Origin of the sequence: Methylorubrum populi (assembly GCF_002355515.1) — a bacterium.
In the GTDB taxonomy this organism is placed as follows: domain Bacteria; phylum Pseudomonadota; class Alphaproteobacteria; order Rhizobiales; family Beijerinckiaceae; genus Methylobacterium; species Methylobacterium populi_A.
Genome location: NZ_AP014809.1, coordinates 517,882 through 538,100 on the forward strand (window position 1 = coordinate 517,882; position 20,219 = coordinate 538,100).

A 20,219-nucleotide genomic window follows, 5' to 3' on the forward strand; every position below is an offset into this window, starting at 1 on the left:
CGGCGCCCCAGCCGCCGACCCAGACGAACCCGCCGTCAGGTTCGCAGTCCGGACAGCAGGTCCTCCACCGCCGCCCGCGCCGCCGTCACCGCCTCCGCGTCGCGCCCGCGCACGACGATGCGGTTGCGGAATCCGTCCGGCGTCATCGACGGATAGGAGCCGATCGAGACGCTGCCGTGCGCGGCGGCGATCTCGCCGAGGCCGCCCGCAAAATTGCCCTCGGGGATCGCACCGGCCTCGATCGTCTCCGAGATCACCGGCGCGTTCGAGGTGAGGGTCGGGCGGATCTCGTCGAGCATCGCCCCCATGATCTGCGGCACGCCGGCCATGACGAAGACGTTGCCGATGCGAAAGCCCGGCGCCTTCGACACGGGATTGGCGATCAGGTCGGCCCCGTCCGGGATGCGGGCCATGCGCAGCCGCGCCGCGTTGAGGTCCTCCGGCCGGTGCCGCTCCAGCAGCATGGCGCGGGCGCGCGGATCGATGTCGATGCCGACGCCGAAGGCTTCCGCCACGCTGTCGGCGGTGATGTCGTCGTGGGTCGGGCCGATGCCGCCGGAGGTGAAGAGGTAGGTGTAGCGCGCCCGCAGCGCGTTCACCGCCGCGACGATCTCGGCCTTCACGTCCGGAACGATGCGCACCTCGCGCAGGTCCACGCCGATCTCGGTCAGCATGTCGGCGATGGTGCCGATGTTCTTGTCCTTGGTGCGGCCCGAGAGAATCTCGTCGCCGATGACGAGGACGGCGGCCGTGACATCGGAGCTCGGAGAGCTGGAACTCTGGGACATGGAGCCTCGGGGGCAGGGAAACGGGTGGAAGCTAGGGCGCGGATGCGCGAAAGCGAAAGCCCACCTCGTCACGCCCCGGCCCGCCCGCGATGCGCTTCCCCTCCCCCCTGATCGAAGGGCGCCTCGTGCGGCGCTACAAGCGCTTCCTCGCCGACGTGACGCTTTCCGACGGTACGATGGTGACGGCGCATTGCGCCAATCCGGGCGCGATGCTCGGCCTCAACGCGGAAGGGTTTCGCGTGCTGCTCTCGCCCTCGACCAACCCGGCGCGAAAGCTCGGGTTCTCCTTGGAGCTCGTGGAGGCGGATCTGCCCGGCGGACCGCAATGGGTCGGCATCAACACCGCGCGGCCCAACGCGCTGGTCGCGGAGGCGTTTCGCGAAGGACAACTCGCGCCGCTCGCGGGCTACGACACGCTCCGTCCGGAGGTCGCCTACGGCAAGGCGAGCCGCGTCGATTTCCTGGCGAGCGGCGGCGGCCTGCCGCCCTGCCATGTCGAGGTGAAGAACTGCCATCTGATGCGGCGTGCGGGGCTCGCGGAGTTCCCCGATTGCAAGGCCGCCCGCTCGGCCCGCCACATGGAGGAATTGGCCGGCGTCGTCGCCGCGGGCGGACGGGCGATGCTGATCGTGGTGATCCAGATGCGGGCCGAGGCCTTCGACGTCGCTCGCGACATCGACCCGGCCTTCGACCGCGCGCTTCGGGCGGCGCTGGCGGCGGGCGTCGAGGCCTACGCCTATGCCTGCGCGGTCGGTCCGGAGGGCGTCGTGATCGATGCCCCCGTGTCGATCCTCACGCCGGGCGCGCCGGCTCCGCCCGCTCGAACATCAGGTTGAGCCGGGTGCGGGCGATTTGTCGGTATCCGTATTTCTGGAGCAGGCTCGGCAGGTCGGTCTGCCACTGGTCGGCGCCGTTCTCGATAATGAGCAGCGAGGGCAGCAGGGAAGCCGGCGCATCGCGCAGGAACGGCTCCAAGATCAGATCCTCGGCGCCCTCGACATCGAGCTTGATCGCATCGATGCGCTCGATCCGCTCCGAGCGGCACAGATCCACCAGGGTCACCGCCGGCACGCGCACGGTCGCATTCTTGTGGGTGCCGACGATCTTCACGCTCGACTCGCCGCGGTTGCGCGGATCGATGAACAGCGTCAGCTCGCCCCCCTTGTCGGCGACCGCGCAGGCGATCGCCTTGACCGTCCCGAACGGGTTCTGGCCGATATTGAAGGTCAGCCGGTCGAATACGTCGGGCTGCGGCTCCACCGCGAGGATGCGGGCGCGCGGGCCCGTGAAGGCCGCCACGAACAGCGCGTAGGCCCCGATATTGGCGCCGATGTCGAGGAACACGGCGTCCTCGCTCAGACGCTGCCTCAGCAGGGCCCGCTCCTGCGGATCGAAGAACTGCGGGGTGAAGAGCACCTTCTTCTCGCAGTTGTTGTTGTAGGGGTGCAGCCGCATCCGCGCGCCGTAGCGCTCGACGTCGAGCGGGCGGCCGCGCAGCATGGAGATGGCGAGGCGGCGCAGGAACATCGCCATCCGGCGTGCCCGCCAGGATTGCTCGGGAAGCTTCTGGGTTCGCTCCGCGATCCGCGCGACGAGGCCGGTGGGGGCGTAGGTGCCGTAGGGCGAAGTGTCGGTCATCGTGCCGGGGTGATGCCAGCCCGTTGTGGCGGCGGCAAGTCGGGCGAAGGTGAGAAGCCCGGCGCCAAATTCCGACGGTTGTCGCGCGAAGCCTTCACCGGGGCTTTGACATCGGCGCCGCGGCACCCGAAGACACACCCATGCAGAGCTTCGATTCCGACGGCGTGCAGATCGCCTTTATCGACGTGCCGGCCAAGGAAGGGGCTCCGGGTGGTGGCGACCCGATCCTGTTGATCCACGGCTTCGCCTCGAATCACGCGGTGAATTGGGTCAATACGCTCTGGGTTCGGTATCTCACCGAGGCCGGATATCGCGTCATCGCCCTCGACAACCGCGGCCATGGGCAGAGCGAGAAGCTCTACGATCCCGCCGCCTACACCTCCGACCAGATGGCGGGCGATGCGGTGCGGCTCCTGCGCCACCTCGACATCCCGCGCGCGGACGTGATGGGCTACTCCATGGGCGCGCGCATCGCCGCGCACATGGCGCTCGATCATCCGGAGGAAGTCCGCTCGCTGCTGATCGGCGGTCTCGGCTTCAACCTCGTGGACGGGCGCGGCCTGCCTCAGGGCATCGCCGAGGCGCTGGAGGCGCCCGCCGGCGCGCCCGCGCCGAACCCGACGGCGGCGACCTTCCGCACCTTCGCCGAGCAGACCAAGAGCGACCTGCGCGCCCTCGCCGCCTGCATCCGCGCCTCGCGGCAGACGCTGTCGCGGGCCGAACTCTCGGCCATCGACACGCCCACGCTGATCTCGGTCGGCACGCTCGACACGGTGGCAGGGTCCGGACCGGAACTGGCGAAGCTGATGCCGAACGCGCGCGCCCTCGACCTGCCGAATCGCGACCACTCCACGGCGGTCGGCGACCGGCTGCACCGCCAGGGCGTGCTGGAGTTCCTCGCGCAGCGTCCCTAACCCCGCAGCGTCCCGAGCGCGCCTACCCGCATCGGCGCGGACGGGTCATCCTGGCCTATCAGTGGTAGATCGTTTGGCGGACTGCCGCCGGAACCCGATCCGCGCCAAAGCTCTGAGCGGGCTTCGGGAATCGGTCATGTTTGGTCGGACTTCGCAGATTGCGGGGAGCGGCGCCGTTCGCTCGCTCGTGGCGGACGCCTTCGCCACGGCGCTCATCCTTCTCGCGATCCTTCTGCTGGTATTCGGCGGTGCGGCTGCGGCACGGCCGAAGCTGACCTATGCCGGGGGGAAGGTCGTCGCCCTCAGCAATCTCTCCTCGGACGAAGGCTGCCTGCCGGCCAAGCTGACGGGCCGGATCGCGAAGCGGGAGTTCGGCCGCGACGGCCTCTATCTTCAATCCGTCGTCATCGAGGAGCCGTCCGGTCAGCGGAGCTTCATCAACGTCGAGGACGGCTATCGGACCCTCGACGCCGCCACCAACGGCGCGGTCAAGCAATCTCTCGAAACGATCCTGACCGTCGGCCGAAAGGTGTCGCTTCGCGTACTCGCCTGTGGCGCGGCGGCACGGACGCTGACCCTCGACGCGGTCCGGCCGCTCTGAACGAAGCGGCGAGACTCTTATACGCTCGCAGGCGCGAGCCACCCCGGCACCCATCGTGCCGGGCGCGGCGCCCGCGCGAGATCGGACCGTGCCTCCTCAACCGGCGCGGGCGCACCGCCGATCTCGGGACGGACCTGGTAGTCGAAGCGGGGCAGGATGCGGCCCTGCCCATCGAGCGCGAGGTGGACCTCGAACCAGAAGCCGAGATCGGGATCGGATCGCTGCTGCTCGTCACGCAGGGCACGCAGGAGCGGCTCGACCTGGGCGGCTTCCGGGACCGGTTGAGGCCCGGCGCGATAAACCTGTACCTCGCAGAGGGTCCCGACGAGTGCGGCCCTCAGGCGGGTCCGATCCCACGGAGTTCTGCCGGGAGGACGGTGGGCGGCCAGGGCGCGCCCGATCTCGATGAGGATCGGATGCGCGGCCCAGTTGGCCTCGCGCTCCTGCATCCAGTCCTCCATCCGTGCCGCGAACGCCGTCGAGTCGCACTCCTCGCTCGCCAATTCGTTCAGGCGTTCCGCCCCGATCCGGGCCGCGAGCCATTCCGCGAGCGCGTCACGGGCAGCTTCGTCCGCGACCGGCGTCAGTTCGCCTCCATCACCTTCGTCTTCCTCGTCCTCTTCGTCGTCATCGTCAGCCGCGAGGTCGCTCCAACCTGAATCCGAGAACGCGTTGCGGGCGAGCTTGGCCAGGAAGCCTTCGAGTGAGCCCGCGAGAATCGCGGCCTCGCCCTCGGAACCGAGACCGACGATGGGGCTCGCCGCCGTCGGAATGCCGTCGGAATGCCAGAAGCCGACGAGCGAACCGTCGGGCAGGTAGAGGAAGAGCGAGAATTTCCGGCGCAAGGCGCTGCCGTCGACGACCGGCGCCTCGTCACTCAGCGTTCCCTCAAGCCGGAAGCAGCCCAGGCTGCCCCAGGGGCGCCCCTCGAGCCAATCCGCGAAGTCGAGGAGGAGCGCGGGCGGCTCGTGCCCGGGCGGAAAGGCCGCCGCGAGGCTGTCGCGCCTGACGATGTAGGGATCCCGCGCCATCTGCCCTCCTTCGATCGGATCAGCTCTTCAGCCGGTACCCCGTACGGAAGATGTAGGTCACGAGACCGAGGCACAGCGCGAGGAAGGCGAGCGTCGCGGCGATGCTGATTCCGACCGCCACGTCACCCTTGCCGAAGAAGGCCCATCGGAAGCCGCTCACGAGGTAAACCACCGGGTTGAACAGGCTCACCGCCCGCCAGAACGGCGGCAGCATATCGATGGAGTAGAAGCTGCCACCGAGGAAGGTCAGCGGCGTGACGATGAGGAGCGGCACCAGTTGCAGCTTCTCGAAACCGTCGGCCCACAGCCCGATCACGAAGCCGAACAGGCTGAAGGTGATGGCCGTCAGCAGCAGGAAGAACACCATCCAGAACGGGTGCTCGATATGCAGCGGCACGAACAGCGCCGCGGTAGCGAGGATGGTCAGCCCGATGACGATCGCCTTCGTCGCCGCCGCGCCGACATAGCCGAGCACGACCTCGAAGGGGGAGATCGGTGCCGACAGGATCTCGTAGATCGTGCCGGCGAAGCGCGGGAAATAGATGCCGAAGGAGGCGTTCGAGACACTCTGCGTCAGCAGCGAGAGCATCATCAGCCCCGGCACGATGAACAGGCCGTAGGGCACGCCGTCCACCGTCTGCACCCGCGAGCCGATCGCCGCGCCGAACACCACGAAGTAGAGCGAGGTGGAGATCACCGGCGCGACGATGCTCTGCAGGGCCGTGCGCCAGAAGCGGGCCATCTCGAAGCGGTAGATGGCGAGGATGGCAGGGACGTTCAGCATGGACACGGCCCTCACGCGCGCTCGCGGACGAGATCGACGAAGATGTCTTCAAGCGAGCTCTGGCTGGTATCGAGATCGGTGAAGGCGATGCCGGCATCGGCGAGCTCGCCGAGCAGGCCAGTGATGCCGGTGCGCTCGCGCCGCGTGTCGTAGGTGTAGACGAGGGTGCGTCCGTCCTCGCCGATCTGGAGATCGTGGCGCGCGAGGTTTTCGGGCAGGATTGTGACCGCCTCGCGCAGATGCAGGATCAGCTGCTTTTTGCCGAGCTTGCGCATCAGCTCGACCTTGTCCTCGACGAGGATGATCTCGCCCTTGCGGATCACCCCGACCCGGTCGGCCATCTCCTCGGCCTCCTCGATGTAGTGGGTGGTGAGGATCACCGTGACGCCCTGTTCGCGCAGGCGGCGCACGAGGCGCCACATGTCCTGGCGCAGTTCCACGTCGACGCCCGCCGTCGGCTCATCGAGGAACAGCACCTGCGGCTCGTGGGCGAGGGCCTTGGCGATCAGAACACGGCGCTTCATGCCGCCGGAAAGCTGCATGATGCGGCTCTCGCGCTTGTCGTAGAGGGAGAGATCGCGCAGCACCCGCTCGATATGGGCCGGGTTCTTGGCAAGCCCGAACAGGCCGCGGCTGAAGCTCACGGTGTCCCACACCTTCTCGAAGGCGTCGGTGGTGAGTTCCTGCGGCACCAGCCCGATCAGCCGGCGGGCGGCGCGGTAGGACTCGAGGATATCGTGGCCGCCGACGCGGATCTCACCGGTGCTCGGCGTCACGATCCCGCAGACGATGTTGATGAGGGTCGACTTGCCGGCGCCGTTGGGCCCGAGCAGCGCAAAGATCTCGCCTTTGGCGATGTCGAGGTTCACGTCGCGCAGAGCATGCAACCCCGAGGCGTAGACCTTCGACAGGTTCGCGATCGAAACGATCGGTGGCATCGGGGCTCGGGGCTGGCGGATGGGGCGCGCCCTATACCACGACGATCGAAGCGGTGAACCCTGCGATAGCCGGTTACATTTCGCGCCGTTTTCCTCGGCTTTCAGACCGGCCCACGGAACCGGTTCGCGCCCCGAGATTTGTCGAGTTGTTCTCCTGCGACAAAAGATCCCTGACCCGACCTGCCTTCAACGAGACGGCGGGTCGTTTTTTGCGGTCAGCCCTGCAGCCCCTCCGTGGCCTGCCGCTCGCGAAGATAGTCCTCGGTGGTGCGCGGCTTGGCGGGCGGCACGGCATGGGGATCGAAGCCCTGATTGAGCGCTGCCTCGACACGGCAATCGTCGCACATCATCAGCGAGCGAATGCGCTGCTCGCCGGCCTCCCCCGAGAACATCCAGTGCTGCTCCCGCAGCTTGCCGATCACGCGCTCGATGGTCGCGCGGGTGCCGAACGGCTTGGCGCAGGTGATGCAGCAGAACGGCTCCTCCTCCTTCACGATCCGACGCGGTTGGCTCCACGCTTCGAAGTCGATCTGCGGCTTCAAGCTGATGACGTCTTCCGGGCAGGTAGCCGCGCACAGGCCGCACTGCACGCACAGGCTCTCCTCGAAGGCGAGCAGCGGCCGGTCGGCGCTGTCTGACAGGGCATGGGTCGGACAGGCGCCGACGCAGGCGAGGCAGAGCGTGCAGTCCTCGGTGCGGAACTCGAGCCCACCGAACGGTGCCCCGGCCGCCAGCGGCACCGCGGCAACCGGAGCGGGCGCGGCGGCGTGCATCTCGCGGAAGGCGAGGCGCAGCATCTCGCGCTTGCCGCCGACGGGGACGAAGCCGGCCGGCGCCGCCGTGGCGTGTCCGGGCCGTTCCGCGCGAAGCGCCGCACCGAGCGCGTCGGGATCATCGGTCTCGATCAGGGCGACATTCGGCGCCTCCGAGCCGGCGCTGTAGCCGAGCGCGTCGGCGAGCGTCCGTCCGAGGGAGACGGTGCGGTGGAGGCTGTCGAGGTCGTGCTTCGGGCGCGCGCGCACCAGAACGCGCACGCCGGCCGCGCCGTAGGCGAACAAGGCGGCCAGGATCTCGGGGCCGAGCTGAGTCACTTCGTTGACGCGCACCGGCAGGACATGGGCCGGCAGGCCCTCGCCGTAGCGGCCGAGCGCGTCGATCAGCGGCTCGCCGTGGTCGCCGTCGTGGAACAGCACCACCGCATCCGCGCCGCCCGCGTCCCGGTAGGCGCGCATCAGGCTGCGCAGGCGGCGCATCAGGGCGTCGGCCGGCGGCAGGGCGTAGTTGGCAGCCCCCGTGGGGCAGACGGCGGCGCAGCTTCCGCAGCCGGCGCAGACGTAAGGGTCGATCGCCACCGTGTCGCCGGCGGGCGCGATGGCTCCGGTCGGGCAGACATCGAGGCAGCGGGTGCAGCCGGTGATGCGTGAGCGGGAATGGGCGCAGAGCTCGCCGCGGAAATCGATGAAGCGGGTCTTGTCGAACTCGCCGACGAGGTGGGACGCCGCCATCACTGCCCGTTCGACCGCCGCCGGGTCGCGCGGGTCGGCGCGCAGGTAGCCGCTGCGCAATTCGTGCGCGGGGAACAGCGGCGTGCCGCCGGTGAAATCGAGGATCAGGTCGCAGGTCGAGACCGCGCCGTCCCGTCCCGCCCCGAACACGAGATGCGTGCGCGAGGACGGTGCCGGCAGGGCGTAATCGTCGATGCGCAGTTCGAACGCCCCGAGATGGCCGGTCGCTCCGCGCACCGTGCCCCGGAGCACCGGAAACTCGTTGCGGTGGAGGGGCGCGACCTCGCCCGGCCGGCTCAGCAGCACCGTCACGTCGAGATGCTCGGCCAGACGCCGCCCGGCCTCGATCGCGGCCTCGTCGCGCCCATAGATCAGCGCGACGCCGCGGCTCTCTAGCGGTACGGTGCCGGCGACGGGCACCGCCTCCGCCGCAGCGGCCAAGAGCGCCGCCATCTTCGGACCGGATCTGTCGGCCTGCGACGACCAGCCGGCGGTCTCGCGGATCTTGGCGAAAGCGACGCGCTCCTCCGCCTCATGCTCGGCGGCGATCTCCTCGAACAGCGGCGCCTGCAGCGTGCAGGAGACGGTGATCGGCGCACCCGAGGCCAGGGCTTCGCGGTAGCGGTCGAGTTCGCGACCGCAGAGCTGGTCGGCGGTGCGCACGCGACCACCGCAGCCCTTTTTCAGGGCCGCGACATCGAGCGGCATCGTCTTCTCGCAGGAACAGGCGAACACGAGACGATCGGACACGATTGAACCTGAGACGATTGGGGGAGCGGAAGAGCCCTTCGCGCGGGGCCCTGCCTTTCATATACTCGTATCATTCTAAAACGACGAACGGACATGCGGGCGCAGGCGCTCGGCACGGCTCATGACCCTCCCCCTCGATATCGGATCGCCGGCCCTGCGGCCCGCTCCCCTCGTTCTGCCCCCGGCCTTCACGGGGCTCGTCGCGGCAGGCGCCCTCGGTGCGGCCGGACATGCTTGCCGGCTGGCCGAGGCCGGCGAGGCGGATGCCGGAACCCTCCTGATGGAAGAGCGCGACGACGTCATCGCGCTCGCCGTGGTGCTGGCGCCGACGGAGGCGCTCGCGACGGCGCGGCGGGCCTTCTTCGTCGGAATGCAGGCGCTGGCGGATACGGTTGGCACCTTCGGTCCGCCGGAGATTCCGGTGACCTTCCTGTGGCCCGACACCCTGACCTTCAACGGAGCACGCCTCGGCGGAGGGATCCTGCACTGGCCGCAGGGCTGCGCCGAAACCGAAACGCCGGATTGGCTCGTGTTCTCGGCGATGCTGATCGCCTCGAAGCGGGATGCGGGCGATCCCGGCCTCACGCCCGATTCCACCTCGCTGGAGGAGGAAGGCTTCCCCGCGGACCTGCGCGAAGCGCTGGTGGAGAGCTTCGCCCGCCACCTGACCAAGGCGTTCGAGATCTGGAGCGAGGACGGTGCCGCGCGCTCGACCGGACGCTACCTCGCCCGCCTCGCTCTGCCGCCGGGGGCGCGGGCAACGATCGATCCGGAGGGCGATGCCCGGCTCGTCCACGCCGACGGGCGCGGCGAATCCCTGCCGCTGCTGCCGGCGCTGGTCACCCCCACCTGGCGCGACCCGGCCACCGGAATGGTGCGGCTGTGACGAAAACCCAGACTTCGGGCAAGCTGCCGCGCACCCTGCGGCTCGACCCCTCCGACACCTTCGTCTTCGCTCAGGCCGCCGAGCCCGGCGAGTGGGCGGTGACGGGATCGTTCCTGTTCTTCGATGCCGACCTCTCGGCCCTGACCGGCAAGGATCGAGCGGCGTTCCGTTCCGGCTTCGTCGGCGTGCGTTCGCTCGGCTTCTCCACCCTCGTCGTCGTGAGCGAGGCGAGCGAGGCGGAGCGCGAGGCCGCGATCGAGGATCTCGCCCGCCAAATCCACGAGCGTCTCGGCGCACCGGATCGCGAGACCGCACGCGCCGCCGCGCGCGAGGAGATCAAGGTCGCGGCCTCGCTGTGCAACCTGCCGGTCGGAAGCGTGGTGGCGATGCATCGAAGCGAGCGCGACGGTGAGATCGCGGAGGAGTTCCGCACCCTGCACCAGCGCGCGCCGGGCGCGGACCCGCTGCACGGGCGCGCCTTCCACTTTGTCGAGACCGACGAGGACGGACCTGAGGAGCAGGCCGACCTTCTGAGCCTTCTGAACGGCGCCCCCGCGGGGGCGAAGCGAGCATGACCGAGTTCTGGGTATCGAGCGGCCACCATCTCACGCAGCGCACCGAGGGCGGCGGCCTCGCCGTCACCGACGAGCTGATCCTCGCCTATCTTGCGCGCCCCGAGCTCGTGCCGCCGGAGGAGGCCTGCGCGGCCGAGCGGGCGCTGCATGCCAGCCTGCTCGCCAACCCGCGCCGGCGGGTCGAACGCGACGAAGTCGAAACGATTGCGGACGCGGATGCACGGGAGAATTGGTCGGTGATGCTCGCCTTCCGCGACCGACTCCTGGCGGCCCGGTCGGTCGAGGCGGCCTATCTCGCGCTGGTGCGCGGCGGGCTGCAGGGCGTGCCGGGGCTTTTCCTGACCCAGCTCGTCCACCTGATCCTGCGCAACGCCCTGGACGGCTGCGACGACCCGTTCGTGCTGCGCGCCGCCGAGCTGTTCTTCCGCCCGCAGCGGGTGAGCCTCCACGAAGGCGCGGTGCTGCTCGCCGATGCCGAGGTGATCGAGGCGCGGGAGGGCGGCGCGCCGCTCTCGCCCCTGGTCTCGATGCTCGGCAAGGAGGCGGCAAGCGAGCTCGATGTGCTCAACGAGGAGAACGCCTGGACCTACTGGAGCCGGTCGGACGCCTTCAGCATGGCGCTCAATCTCAGTTCCAGTGCCCGAAGCCGGGACGGCTTGGCACGGGCGATCGAGGCCTTCGTGCGCCACTTGCTCAACGCCGAGGTCACGGTCGCGCCGCTTGCCCAACTGGAGGATCCCGACTGGCGCTGGTTCGTCGGACTCGATGCCGAGGGCACGCGGATCGGCAATGCGCTCTGGCGGGGCGAAACGCTCGATGACGCTGCCCGCGAGCGGGTGATCGCCGTGTTCAGCCTCACCTTCGCCGATCCGGCCAGTGTCGACCCGCGGGTCGGTGACCGGCCGGTCTACCTCCTGCTCGCGATGACCGCCGACAAGACCGTGCAGCTCAAGCCCCAGAATCTCGTCGTCGGATTGCCGCTGGCATCCGACCGGGCCGCCGCGTGAGGCTGACCATGACGCTCGACAACCTGCCGCGGACCCCGACCGAGGGATTGCCGAACGACCGCTTCGAGGTCGGCATCATCGTGGCACGCCGCCGTCTGAAGGGTCCGTGGGCGAGCCATGCCTGGCTGCCGGTGGCGGCCCTGCCGGCGGCACCCCAGGCCGCGCCCTGGACCAAGCTCTCCGAGACGGAGGAGGAAGCGACCTTCTACGCCGGCGCCCACGAGGTGAGCCTGCATATCGCCGAGACGGCGCATTACCGCGACAACCTCGTCTCCGGGCGGCCCTCCCTCTGGGTCACGCTGCACGCCACGGCGGAGGACACCTACGAGGTCGCGAGCGTCACCGCCGACCCCTACGAGGGTGAGTCGATGGCCGAGGGGATCGGCGAGATCGTCGAGGCCGTGCCGATGCCTCCCGAGGTGCAGGCCAAGCTGCTCGCCTTCTTCGAAGCCTTCCACATCGAGCGCAAGTTCGAGAAGCGCAAGCGCGACCGCGCGGACCCCGAGGCGCTGGCCCATCGCGCCCGCGCGGGCCACGGAAAGCCGGAATGAGCGACAGCTTCCTCTCCCGCTGGGCACGCCGCAAACAGTCGGTGCGCGCGGCCGCGCTCTCCCAACCGCCCGCCGCCCCGGACATGGCGGGGACCATGGCGGGGACCGGCGAGGTTGCCGGCAGCGCGCCGCCGGACGAAGCCGGGCTCGCGCGGGAGACGGCGGTCGGCGCCGGGAGCGAGCCGGAGGCTGTTCCGGACGATCTGCTGGCAAGTCTCCCGTCGCTCGACGCGCTGACGCCGGAGACCGACCTCACCGCCTTCCTCCAGGCCGGCGTTCCGACCGCCTTGCGCAACGCGGCCCTGCGGCGGATGTGGTCGCTCGACCCGGCGATCCGGGACTTCGTCAGCGAGGCGCGGGAATACGCCTACGACTGGAACACGCCGGGCGGCGTACCGGGCATGGGACCGCTCCTGCCCACCGACGACATGAAGGCGATGCTCAAGCGCGTCATCGACGGGGTCCCCGCCAAGGATCGGGTGCCCGGTGCCGAGACGCCGGAGGCCGAGGCCGAGTCGCATCAGCCTTCCGAGGCTCCTGCCGATTCGGACGTCACGGAAGAGCCGGAGCCAGCGGTCGAGACACTCGCTCGACCCGAGGAAATGAGCCTGCCGGCGGCGGCATCGGGGCTTCCAATCGCTGACGGGCCGGATCGTCAACTCGGAACGGAGCAGCGCTCCCCGCCCCGCCCCCCCATGCGACGCCATGGAGGGGCGATGCCCTCATGATTCGTGCGCATTTCGATTGCGGCAAAGGCAAACGCTTTTTATTATCGGTCCAAACAAGACGGTCCCGCACGCGGACCCGAGGGATGTGATGGGTTCGGTTGCGTCGGTGATGGCACTTCCGGGAGATGAGGTGTCCGCTGTCGCCGGTATGCCCGACGACATCGATCTCCTGCGCGCGCAGCAATACGATCTCCTGGCCGCCCTGCTTGGTCGCGCGCCGGACGCGTCGCTGCTGTCGGCCCTCGCCGCACTCAAGGATGGGGACGGCGTTCTCGGCCAACAGGTCGCGGCGCTGCGCCGTGCGGCGGCCGGGACGGACTCGAATGCGGTCGAACGCGAGTACTTCGCGCTGTTCATCGGCGTCGGTCGCGGCGAATTCCTGCCTTACGCCTCCTACTATCTCACCGGCTTTCTCAACGAGCGTCCGCTCGCCCGGGTGCGCGAGGACTTCGCCGCGCTCGGCATCGAGCGGGACGAGTCGATGTGCGAGCCGGAGGATCACCTCGCGATCCTTCTGGAGGTGATGGCAGGGCTGGCGGCCGGCCGCTTCGAGGCGGAGCCGGGCATGCAGGCCCGCTTCTTCGCCCGTCACATCGAGCCCTGGGCCGAGCGCTTCTTCGCCGACTTGGAGAACGCGAAGGCGGGGCACTTCTACCGCGCGGTCGGGGGGCTCGGCCGCGCCTTCATCGAGATCGAGGCGGAAGCCTTCGCCATGGAAGGCTGAGGGGCGACCGCGTCGTGACAAACGAGAGCGAGGCGCGTTGCCGGAGAGCAGGCAGCCGCCGGAGGAGACGAGGGTGATGCGACAGGATCCGAAGACGCTCGGTCGTCGCCAGTTCTTTCGGGCACTCGGCGGCAGCACGGTGGCCGCCGCGGCGGCCGTCGCCTCGCCGATGGGCGCGACCGAGGCGCAGGCCTACGACCCCGGCAACGACGAGACCCGCAGCCGCTACCGCGAGAGCGACCACGTGAAGGCGTTCTACCGCACCAACGGCTACGAGACGCTCAAGAAGAACACCGATCCGGCGTCGACCGGTCCGAAGTGAGGCTGCCATGCTGATCAAGCGCAAGAGCGGCGAGGCTGCTCGCACCAAGCACCAGGCCGTCGCCGCGGGCCTCGCCGCGGGCGTCCTCGACCGCCGCGCCTTCCTGAGGAAGTCCGGCCTGACCGCCGGCGCGCTCGCCGCCGCCGGTACGATCCAGCTCGGCTCGGTGCGCAAGGCCAAGGCCGCCGGCTCGTCCGCCGTCGGGCCGGACACGGTCATCAAGAAGAACGTCTGCACCCACTGCTCGGTGGGCTGCACGGTGACGGCGGAAGTCGTCAACGGCGTTTGGGTCGGCCAGGAGCCGTCCTGGGCGAGCCCGATCAACCGCGGCACCCACTGCGCCAAGGGCGCGGCCATCCGCGAACTCGTCTCGTCCGACCGCCGCCTCAAGTACCCGATGAAGCTCGAAGGCGGGCAGTGGAAGCGGATCTCCTGGGATCAGGCCTATCAGGAGATCGGCGACAAGCTCACCGCGATCCGTGAGAAGAACGGCGCGGATTCGGTCTACTGGCTGGGGTCCGCCAAGTTCACCAACGAGGCTTCCTACCTGATGCGCAAGTTCGCGGCCCTGTGGGGCACGAACTCCATCGACCATCAGGCGCGCATCTGCCACTCGACCACCGTGGCGGGCGTGGCCAACACCTGGGGCTACGGCGCCCAGACCAACTCCTACAACGACATCCGCAACGCCAAGACGATGATCATCCTCGGCGGCAATCCGGCCGAGGCGCACCCGATCTCCATGCAGCACGTGCTGTCGGGCAAGGAGATCAATCGCGCGAACATGATCGTCATCGATCCGCGCTTCACCCGTACCGCCGCGCACGCCACCGAGTACGTGCGCATCCGCTCCGGCACCGACATCCCGGTGGTCTGGGGCATCCTCTGGCACATCTTCCAGAATGGCTGGGAGGACAAGGAGTTCATCGCCCAGCGCGTCTACGCCATGGACGACGTGCGCAAGGAAGTCGCCAAGTGGACGCCCGACGAGGTCGAGCGCGTCTCCGGCGTGCCGGGCGAGCAGCTCAAGCGCGTGGCGGAAAAGTTCGCCAAGGAGAAGCCAGCGACCCTGATCTGGTGCATGGGCGCGACCCAGCACACGGTCGGCACGGCCAACGTGCGCGCGCTGTGCATCCTGTGTCTGGCCACCGGCAATGTCGGCAAGCCGGGCACCGGCGCCAACATCTTCCGCGGCCACACCAACGTTCAGGGCGCGACCGATCTCGGCCTCGATGTCACCTCGCTGCCGCTCTATTACGGCCTCGTCGAGGGCGGATGGCGCCATTGGGCCCGCGTCTGGGAGGTCGAGTACGAGTGGCTGCAATCGCGCTTCGATGAGGTTCCGGCGAAGGGCGGCCGCAAGGCGCGCACCCGCAAGGAGAACATGGAGTCGCCCGGCATCACCTCGACCCGCTGGTTCGATGCCGTGAACCTGCCGCCGGAGCAGATCGATCAGCGCAGTCCGGTCAAGGCCTTCATGGTGTTCGGCCACGGCGGCAACACCGTGACCCGTATGCCCGAGGCGATCGAGGGCATGAACAAGCTCGAATTGCTGGTCGTCGCCGATCCGCACCCGACCACCTTCGCCGCGCTCGATGCCCGGCAGGACAACACCTACCTCCTGCCGATCTGCACCTCGCTGGAGATGGACGGCTCGCGTACGGCCTCGAACCGCTCGATCCAGTGGGGCGAGCAGATCGTGAAGCCGGCCTTCGAGTCGAAGAACGACTACGAAGTCCTCTATCGTCTCGCGGAGAAGCTCGGCTTCGCCGACAAGCTCTGCAAGAACATCAAGGTCGAGAACGGCGTTCCGGTCGCGGAGGATATCCTGCGGGAGATCAACCGCGGCGGTTGGTCGACCGGCTATTGCGGCCAATCGCCCGAGCGCCTGAAGGCGCATATGCGCAACCAGCACAAGTTCGATCTCGTGACCCTGCGCGCGCCCAAGGACGATCCGGAGGTCGGCGGCGACTATTACGGCCTGCCCTGGCCGTGCTGGGGCAAGCCCGAGCTGCGCCATCCGGGCTCGGCGATCCTCTACAACACCAATCTCCACGTGAAGGAGGGCGGCGGCGGCTTCCGTGCTCGCTTCGGCACCGAGCGCAACGGCCAGACCCTGCTGGCCGAGAATTCGTTCTCGAAGGGCTCGGACCTGACTGACGGCTATCCCGAGTTCACCTTCGGCGTGTTCAAGAAGCTTGGCTGGGACAAGGACCTGACCCCGGAGGAGCTCGCCACGATCCTCAAGATCGGCGGCGACAAGCCCGACACCGTGAGCTGGGCCACCGACCTGTCGGGCGGCATCCAGCGCGTCTGCCTCGACCACGGCGTCTCGCCCTTCGGCAACGGCAAGGCCCGGGCCAATGCCTGGAACCTGCCCGACCCGGTGCCGGTCCACCGCGAGCCGGTCTACTCGCCGCGCCCCGAACTGGTGGCGAAGTACCCGACCCGTCCCGACGAGCGGCAGCTGCGCATGCCGAATATCGGCTTCTCGGTGCAGAAGTCGGTGGTCGATCGCGGCGTCGCCAAGGACTTCCCGATCATCCTCACCTCGGGCCGCCTCGTCGAATACGAGGGCGGTGGCGAGGAGACCCGTTCGAACCCTTGGCTCGCCGAGCTGCAGCAGGACATGTTCGTCGAGATCAACACCGGTGACGCGGCCGAGCGCGGCATCAAGGATGGTCAGTGGGTCTGGGTCTCGGGTGCCGAGAACAACGCCAAGACCAAGGTCAAGGCGCTGGTGACCGACCGCGTCGGCAAGGGCGTGGCCTTCATGCCCTTCCACTTCTCCGGTTGGTACCAGGGCAAGGACATGCGCGACTTCTACCCGAAGGGCACCGACCCGGTGGTGCTCGGTGAGAGCGTGAACACCGTGACCACCTACGGCTTCGATCCTGTGACGGGCATGCAGGAAACGAAGTGCACCCTGTGCCAGATCGCAGCGGCCTGAGAGGAGCGACCCGAACCATGGCCCGGATGAAGTTCCTCTGCGACGCGGACCGCTGCATCGAGTGCAACGCCTGCGTCACGGCCTGCAAGAACGAGCACGAGGTGCCCTGGGGCATCAACCGGCGGCGCGTCGTCACCCTCAACGACGGCAAGCCCGGCGAGCGCTCGGTCTCCATGGCCTGCATGCACTGCACCGACGCGCCCTGTGCGGCGGTGTGCCCGGTGAACTGCTTCTACACCACGGCGGATGCCGTGGTGCTGCACTCCAAGGACATCTGCATCGGCTGCGGCTACTGCTTCTACGCCTGCCCCTTCGGCGCGCCGCAATATCCGCGGGTCGGCAACTTCGGTTCGCGCGGCAAGATGGACAAGTGCACCTACTGCTCGGGCGGTCCCGAGCCCGACTTCTCGACCGCCGAGTACGAGAAGTATGGCTCGAACCGTCTGGCCGAGGGCAAGCTGCCGCTCTGCGCCGAGATGTGCTCGACCAAGGCGCTCCTCGCCGGCGATGGCGAGATGATCGCCGAGATCTACAAGCAGCGGGTGATCAAGCGCGGCTACGGCTCCGGCGCCTGGGGTTGGAAGACGGCCTACCGCGAGACCGTCGCGATCTGATCCGGTGTCGGGCGCGGACCGGAAGGCCCGCGCCCACGAGCTGTGACGAGACTTCGAAAGGAACGCCGATGCGGCGGGCGACGACCTTCCTCAGCACCCTCCTCCTGGCGGTGATGCTCCTCGCAGTGCACGGTGCGTTTGGCCCGGCGCAGGCGCAGAACCCGATCCAGGCCGACGGCCAGAATCCGATGGGCGCCCGGCCGACCGCGGATTCGGTCAACGAGGAGTTCCTGTTCAAGCAGGAATCCAAGATCCGCGGCCGCATCTCGATCCCCGACGGCAAGGCCGCCAACCTGATCCAGCCACAGGGCCGCGAGTACCAGAACTTCCGCGAGCGCTGGCTGCCCTGGATCGGCGCGCTGGTCATCCTCGGCATGCTGGCCGCGCTCGGCGTGTTCTTCCTGTTCCGCGGCCGGATCATGATGGAGCACAGCCAGGAATCGGGGAAAAAGATCCTCCGCTTCAACGCCTTCGAGCGCTTCACCCACTGGATGACGGCGGTGTGCTTCATCATCCTGTCGCTGTCGGGCCTGAACTACATCTTCGGCAAGCGGCTGCTGATGCCGCTGATCGGCCCGGAGGCGTTCGGCGCCCTCGCGCAATGGGCGAAGTACAGCCACGTCTATCTCGCCTGGCCGTTCATGCTCGGCGTCGCCTTCATGTTCGTGCTCTGGATCCGGGACAACATCCCGAGCAAGGTCGACTGGGCCTGGATCAAGGCCGGCGGCGGCTTCATCGGCAAGGGCCATCCCCATGCCGGCCGCTTCAATGCCGGTCAGAAGGGCGTGTTCTGGATGGTTGCCGGCTTTGGCGCGGCGATGGGCGCCACCGGCCTGATGATGCTGTTCCCCTTCGCCCTCACCGACATCAACGGGATGCAGGTGATGCAGGTGATCCATTCGGTGATCGGCATCGTCTTCATCGCCGGCATCCTCGCCCACATCTATATCGGCACGCTCGGCATGGAGGGCGCCTACGATGCCATGGGCAGCGGCAAGGTCGATCTCGCCTGGGCGCGCGCGCACCACGACCTCTGGGTCGAGCAGGAGCAGGCGCGCACCGGCAGCGGCCCGCAGCTCAAGGGCCATCCGGCCCCCGCCGAGTAACAGGCCGGGGGCCGGCGGCGCGGACCGGCCACCGACATCGGGCGTTGGCCCGCGCTCACCGGGGCCTCGAGCCTCCAAGGACGACACGACCATGAAAGCCTTCATCGCCGCCATCATCGCCGCCGTCGCCCTCGGGGTGTTGGCGATGTTCGCGCTCACCAGCAATCAGAAGTTTGCCTATCAGGCCTTCGCCACCTCCGGCGCGCGCGTCTCGGAGCCGGGCACCAACCTCGTCGGCCCGCGCTGGAACGGCGACCCGGCTCCGGACGAGTACGGCTCCGAGGCCGAGCCGCACGGCAAGGCCGAAGGGACGGCCTCGCATCCGAAGCGCTCCTGAGCGCGAACCAACCCGAAGATCGGACAATCGACGGAGTGACCCGATGAAGCCCTCGCCCCTCACCCGGCATCTGGCCGGCGGCCTCGCGGCGTACGCGCTCCTCGTCGGCGCCGCCGCGGCGCAGGATGCGGCGCCGGTCGCTCCGCCCGCCCCCCAGGCGGCCTCCGGCAAGCCGGCCAATCTCTGCCAGGAACTGGTCGCCTTCGTGAAGCAGCCCGAGCCGTCCAACAAGGCGGCCACGACGCCGGCACAGCAGGCCACCGCCGTCTCGAACCCCTCCGGCAAGACCGAGGGCGGCAAGCCGTCCGATGGCGGCGAGCCCCAGAAGACGTCGGGTCTCAGCGGCGCCGTCGCAGAGACCGGCAACGGGCCCGCGTCGGGCAAACAGACGGGCAACCCCTCCAGCAATCAGTCCGGCAATCCGGCGGTGAACCCGCACGCCAAGGCGAATGCCGAGGCGAAGAACCCGCCGCCCCCGGCGGCGCCCGCTCCGGCGCCCAAGCCCGATCCGGCAATAGTAGAGAAGATCGAGGCAGCAGCCGGCGCCAATGATCTTGCTGCCTGCCGGGACGCGGCCCGCGCCATGCGCGTGGCCGGCGTCGTCATGCCGCCGCCGTTGCTTGCTCTCGCGGCGCTCGATCTGAAGTTCTTCCAGCAGTGACCCGATGGGCGGCGGAGCCCTCCGGCTCCCCGCCCCTCACGCCGCGCCCGGAAGCGGGGCCGACGGGCCTGCGATCGTCGCCCGACGCGCCGCACCGCGAACCAGCGCGATCACCAGCGCCGTGATCGTCAGCAGATCGCAGGTCAAGCCGAAGACCGAGCCGACCAGCGTGTTGTGGAGCGCCCAGCACGAGGACGCGCCGAGAAAGACACGGCGCATCGTCTGGGAATTGGCCTGAAGGCGTGCCGTCGTCGCGAGCAGCGATCCGAGCCCGGCGCAGGCCGAGGGCCAACCGTTCCAGGTCGCGAGCGTCAGGCAGAGCGCGACAAAGCTGCTCGCCAGGAACAGCGGCGCAACCCAAGGCGCACGGGAATCGGTCCCGATCCAGCGGGCCGCCACCACGCTCTGCATGACGGAGACCAGGCACATCGCCGTGCCGGTCTGTGCGCCGAGCCGCAGGAAATGCAGCGCGAAGCAGGCCGAGCAGGCTGCCGACGTGAGCAGGATCAAACTTCGCCGCGGCATCATTCCGCCAGCGAAGCCGAGGCAAAGCCCTAAGCTTCCGAACAGATCGAGGTGTTCACGCGCGGCATTCCACGCGAGCGGGACGAAGTCTGCGGGGGACATGATCCGAAATCTCGAACGACGCGTGCTCTGCTTGCTTCGACGGCCGTTCCGTTAGGGCTTGTTCTTGGCTCTTGCTTCGCGTCACTGATAGAGTTTGGCGAAAGCAGTCTGGATCAGGCGCATGACAGCGCCCGTCTTGGCCAATGCGCTATTCCTACGTGGTAACCGGATCGTTAATTGGG

22 protein-coding genes are annotated in these 20,219 nt (G+C 68.8%); 15 read left to right on the forward strand and 7 right to left on the reverse strand.

The genetic code is table 11. The annotated features are described in order from the left end of the window. Window positions 1–35: 35 nt before the first annotated feature. Complete coding sequence (locus tag MPPM_RS02335; RefSeq protein ID WP_096483566.1) at window positions 36–788, reverse strand: competence/damage-inducible protein A; 753 nt, start codon at window positions 786–788, stop codon at window positions 36–38. Between the two features lie 89 nt (window positions 789–877). Between MPPM_RS02335 and sfsA the strand changes: the two genes are divergently transcribed. Further along, window positions 878–1,624, forward strand: a complete 747-nt coding sequence (gene sfsA, locus MPPM_RS02340) for a DNA/RNA nuclease SfsA (RefSeq protein WP_096483568.1) — start codon at window positions 878–880, stop codon at window positions 1,622–1,624. On the opposite strand, the gene MPPM_RS02345 is transcribed toward sfsA, so the two are convergent. Then, complete coding sequence (locus tag MPPM_RS02345) at window positions 1,581–2,426, reverse strand: FkbM family methyltransferase (protein WP_096483570.1); 846 nt, start codon at window positions 2,424–2,426, stop codon at window positions 1,581–1,583. The two genes, sfsA and MPPM_RS02345, sit on opposite strands and share 44 nt — an antisense overlap. Window positions 2,427–2,566: 140 nt before the next feature. On the opposite strand from MPPM_RS02345, the gene MPPM_RS02350 reads away from it, so the two are divergent. Next, window positions 2,567–3,340: an alpha/beta fold hydrolase gene (locus MPPM_RS02350; protein WP_096483573.1), complete on the forward strand. Its 774-nt coding sequence runs from the start codon at window positions 2,567–2,569 to the stop codon at window positions 3,338–3,340. Window positions 3,341–3,476: 136 nt separating this feature from the next. Further along, complete coding sequence (locus MPPM_RS02355) at window positions 3,477–3,941, forward strand: hypothetical protein (RefSeq protein ID WP_096483576.1); 465 nt, start codon at window positions 3,477–3,479, stop codon at window positions 3,939–3,941. 17 nt (window positions 3,942–3,958) lie between these two features. On the opposite strand, the gene MPPM_RS02360 is transcribed toward MPPM_RS02355, so the two are convergent. From MPPM_RS02360 to MPPM_RS02375, 4 genes are all read right to left on the reverse strand, one after another. Then, window positions 3,959–4,972, reverse strand: a complete 1,014-nt coding sequence (locus MPPM_RS02360) for a hypothetical protein (RefSeq protein ID WP_096483578.1) — start codon at window positions 4,970–4,972, stop codon at window positions 3,959–3,961. Window positions 4,973–4,991: 19 nt separating this feature from the next. Further along, the gene (locus MPPM_RS02365) at window positions 4,992–5,756 is read right to left on the reverse strand and encodes an ABC transporter permease (RefSeq protein ID WP_017482696.1); all 765 of its coding nucleotides are present in this window, start codon (window positions 5,754–5,756) and stop codon (window positions 4,992–4,994) included. A gap of 11 nt (window positions 5,757–5,767) precedes the next feature. Further along, on the reverse strand, window positions 5,768–6,694 hold the full coding sequence (locus MPPM_RS02370) for an ABC transporter ATP-binding protein (RefSeq protein ID WP_096483580.1): 927 nt from the start codon (window positions 6,692–6,694) through the stop codon (window positions 5,768–5,770). Between the two features lie 215 nt (window positions 6,695–6,909). Further along, entirely contained in the window at window positions 6,910–8,907 is a 1,998-nt protein-coding gene (locus tag MPPM_RS02375) for a 4Fe-4S binding protein (protein ID WP_096487677.1), read from the reverse strand. A gap of 163 nt (window positions 8,908–9,070) precedes the next feature. On the opposite strand from MPPM_RS02375, the gene MPPM_RS02380 reads away from it, so the two are divergent. The 12 genes from MPPM_RS02380 (at window position 9,071) to MPPM_RS02435 (ending at window position 19,410) form a co-directional block, all read left to right on the forward strand. Then, window positions 9,071–9,835, forward strand: coding sequence for a biotin/lipoate--protein ligase family protein (locus MPPM_RS02380; protein WP_096483583.1), 765 nt, complete (start codon window positions 9,071–9,073; stop codon window positions 9,833–9,835). Further along, the gene (locus MPPM_RS02385; RefSeq protein WP_096483586.1) at window positions 9,832–10,410 is read left to right on the forward strand and encodes a DUF6505 family protein; all 579 of its coding nucleotides are present in this window, start codon (window positions 9,832–9,834) and stop codon (window positions 10,408–10,410) included. The genes MPPM_RS02380 and MPPM_RS02385 overlap by 4 nt, the downstream gene beginning before the upstream one ends. Beyond that, window positions 10,407–11,417 carry a DUF6352 family protein gene (locus MPPM_RS02390; RefSeq protein WP_096483589.1) on the forward strand — a complete coding sequence of 337 codons (1,011 nt, stop codon included), beginning with the start codon at window positions 10,407–10,409 and terminating at the stop codon, window positions 11,415–11,417. Before MPPM_RS02385 ends, MPPM_RS02390 begins: the two co-directional genes overlap by 4 nt. Before the next feature lie 8 nt (window positions 11,418–11,425). Further along, a complete protein-coding gene (locus MPPM_RS02395; protein WP_096483591.1) occupies window positions 11,426–11,968 on the forward strand; it encodes a DUF3305 domain-containing protein in 543 nt (180 codons plus the stop codon). After that, window positions 11,965–12,696 carry a DUF3306 domain-containing protein gene (locus tag MPPM_RS02400; RefSeq protein ID WP_096483593.1) on the forward strand — a complete coding sequence of 244 codons (732 nt, stop codon included), beginning with the start codon at window positions 11,965–11,967 and terminating at the stop codon, window positions 12,694–12,696. The genes MPPM_RS02395 and MPPM_RS02400 overlap by 4 nt, the downstream gene beginning before the upstream one ends. A gap of 88 nt (window positions 12,697–12,784) precedes the next feature. Continuing rightward, a complete protein-coding gene (locus tag MPPM_RS02405) occupies window positions 12,785–13,420 on the forward strand; it encodes a TorD/DmsD family molecular chaperone (protein WP_096483595.1) in 636 nt (211 codons plus the stop codon). Window positions 13,421–13,496: 76 nt separating this feature from the next. After that, window positions 13,497–13,742, forward strand: coding sequence for a formate dehydrogenase (locus MPPM_RS02410; protein ID WP_012452393.1), 246 nt, complete (start codon window positions 13,497–13,499; stop codon window positions 13,740–13,742). A gap of 7 nt (window positions 13,743–13,749) precedes the next feature. Then, the gene (locus tag MPPM_RS02415) at window positions 13,750–16,692 is read left to right on the forward strand and encodes a formate dehydrogenase subunit alpha (protein WP_096483598.1); all 2,943 of its coding nucleotides are present in this window, start codon (window positions 13,750–13,752) and stop codon (window positions 16,690–16,692) included. A 17-nt stretch (window positions 16,693–16,709) separates the two neighbouring features. Beyond that, window positions 16,710–17,306: a formate dehydrogenase FDH3 subunit beta gene (fdh3B, locus tag MPPM_RS02420; RefSeq protein ID WP_003605051.1), complete on the forward strand. Its 597-nt coding sequence runs from the start codon at window positions 16,710–16,712 to the stop codon at window positions 17,304–17,306. Between the two features lie 68 nt (window positions 17,307–17,374). Beyond that, window positions 17,375–18,412, forward strand: a complete 1,038-nt coding sequence (locus MPPM_RS02425; protein WP_096483600.1) for a formate dehydrogenase subunit gamma — start codon at window positions 17,375–17,377, stop codon at window positions 18,410–18,412. 91 nt (window positions 18,413–18,503) lie between these two features. Continuing rightward, window positions 18,504–18,749, forward strand: coding sequence for a hypothetical protein (locus tag MPPM_RS02430; RefSeq protein ID WP_096483602.1), 246 nt, complete (start codon window positions 18,504–18,506; stop codon window positions 18,747–18,749). A 43-nt stretch (window positions 18,750–18,792) separates the two neighbouring features. Further along, window positions 18,793–19,410, forward strand: coding sequence for a hypothetical protein (locus tag MPPM_RS02435; protein ID WP_096483604.1), 618 nt, complete (start codon window positions 18,793–18,795; stop codon window positions 19,408–19,410). 36 nt (window positions 19,411–19,446) lie between these two features. Here the strand turns inward: MPPM_RS02435 and MPPM_RS02440 are convergent, their stop codons facing one another. Then, window positions 19,447–20,037: a YgjV family protein gene (locus MPPM_RS02440; RefSeq protein ID WP_096483607.1), complete on the reverse strand. Its 591-nt coding sequence runs from the start codon at window positions 20,035–20,037 to the stop codon at window positions 19,447–19,449. Window positions 20,038–20,219 lie beyond the last annotated feature (182 nt).

What these genes read in the sequence shown, in the direction of transcription:
- MPPM_RS02335 (WP_096483566.1), bottom strand. Translation starts at nt 788, where the DNA reads ATGTCCCAGAGTTCCAGCTCTCCGAGCTCCGATGTCACGGCCGCCGTC.
- sfsA (WP_096483568.1), top strand. Translation starts at nt 878, where the DNA reads ATGCGCTTCCCCTCCCCCCTGATCGAAGGGCGCCTCGTGCGGCGCTAC.
- MPPM_RS02345 (WP_096483570.1), bottom strand. Translation starts at nt 2,426, where the DNA reads ATGACCGACACTTCGCCCTACGGCACCTACGCCCCCACCGGCCTCGTC.
- MPPM_RS02350 (WP_096483573.1), top strand. Translation starts at nt 2,567, where the DNA reads ATGCAGAGCTTCGATTCCGACGGCGTGCAGATCGCCTTTATCGACGTG.
- MPPM_RS02355 (WP_096483576.1), top strand. Translation starts at nt 3,477, where the DNA reads ATGTTTGGTCGGACTTCGCAGATTGCGGGGAGCGGCGCCGTTCGCTCG.
- MPPM_RS02360 (WP_096483578.1), bottom strand. Translation starts at nt 4,972, where the DNA reads ATGGCGCGGGATCCCTACATCGTCAGGCGCGACAGCCTCGCGGCGGCC.
- MPPM_RS02365 (WP_017482696.1), bottom strand. Translation starts at nt 5,756, where the DNA reads ATGCTGAACGTCCCTGCCATCCTCGCCATCTACCGCTTCGAGATGGCC.
- MPPM_RS02370 (WP_096483580.1), bottom strand. Translation starts at nt 6,694, where the DNA reads ATGCCACCGATCGTTTCGATCGCGAACCTGTCGAAGGTCTACGCCTCG.
- MPPM_RS02375 (WP_096487677.1), bottom strand. Translation starts at nt 8,907, where the DNA reads ATGCCGCTCGATGTCGCGGCCCTGAAAAAGGGCTGCGGTGGTCGCGTG.
- MPPM_RS02380 (WP_096483583.1), top strand. Translation starts at nt 9,071, where the DNA reads ATGACCCTCCCCCTCGATATCGGATCGCCGGCCCTGCGGCCCGCTCCC.
- MPPM_RS02390 (WP_096483589.1), top strand. Translation starts at nt 10,407, where the DNA reads ATGACCGAGTTCTGGGTATCGAGCGGCCACCATCTCACGCAGCGCACC.
- MPPM_RS02395 (WP_096483591.1), top strand. Translation starts at nt 11,426, where the DNA reads ATGACGCTCGACAACCTGCCGCGGACCCCGACCGAGGGATTGCCGAAC.
- MPPM_RS02400 (WP_096483593.1), top strand. Translation starts at nt 11,965, where the DNA reads ATGAGCGACAGCTTCCTCTCCCGCTGGGCACGCCGCAAACAGTCGGTG.
- MPPM_RS02405 (WP_096483595.1), top strand. Translation starts at nt 12,785, where the DNA reads ATGGGTTCGGTTGCGTCGGTGATGGCACTTCCGGGAGATGAGGTGTCC.
- MPPM_RS02410 (WP_012452393.1), top strand. Translation starts at nt 13,497, where the DNA reads ATGCGACAGGATCCGAAGACGCTCGGTCGTCGCCAGTTCTTTCGGGCA.
- MPPM_RS02415 (WP_096483598.1), top strand. Translation starts at nt 13,750, where the DNA reads ATGCTGATCAAGCGCAAGAGCGGCGAGGCTGCTCGCACCAAGCACCAG.
- fdh3B (WP_003605051.1), top strand. Translation starts at nt 16,710, where the DNA reads ATGGCCCGGATGAAGTTCCTCTGCGACGCGGACCGCTGCATCGAGTGC.
- MPPM_RS02425 (WP_096483600.1), top strand. Translation starts at nt 17,375, where the DNA reads ATGCGGCGGGCGACGACCTTCCTCAGCACCCTCCTCCTGGCGGTGATG.
- MPPM_RS02430 (WP_096483602.1), top strand. Translation starts at nt 18,504, where the DNA reads ATGAAAGCCTTCATCGCCGCCATCATCGCCGCCGTCGCCCTCGGGGTG.
- MPPM_RS02435 (WP_096483604.1), top strand. Translation starts at nt 18,793, where the DNA reads ATGAAGCCCTCGCCCCTCACCCGGCATCTGGCCGGCGGCCTCGCGGCG.
- MPPM_RS02440 (WP_096483607.1), bottom strand. Translation starts at nt 20,037, where the DNA reads ATGTCCCCCGCAGACTTCGTCCCGCTCGCGTGGAATGCCGCGCGTGAA.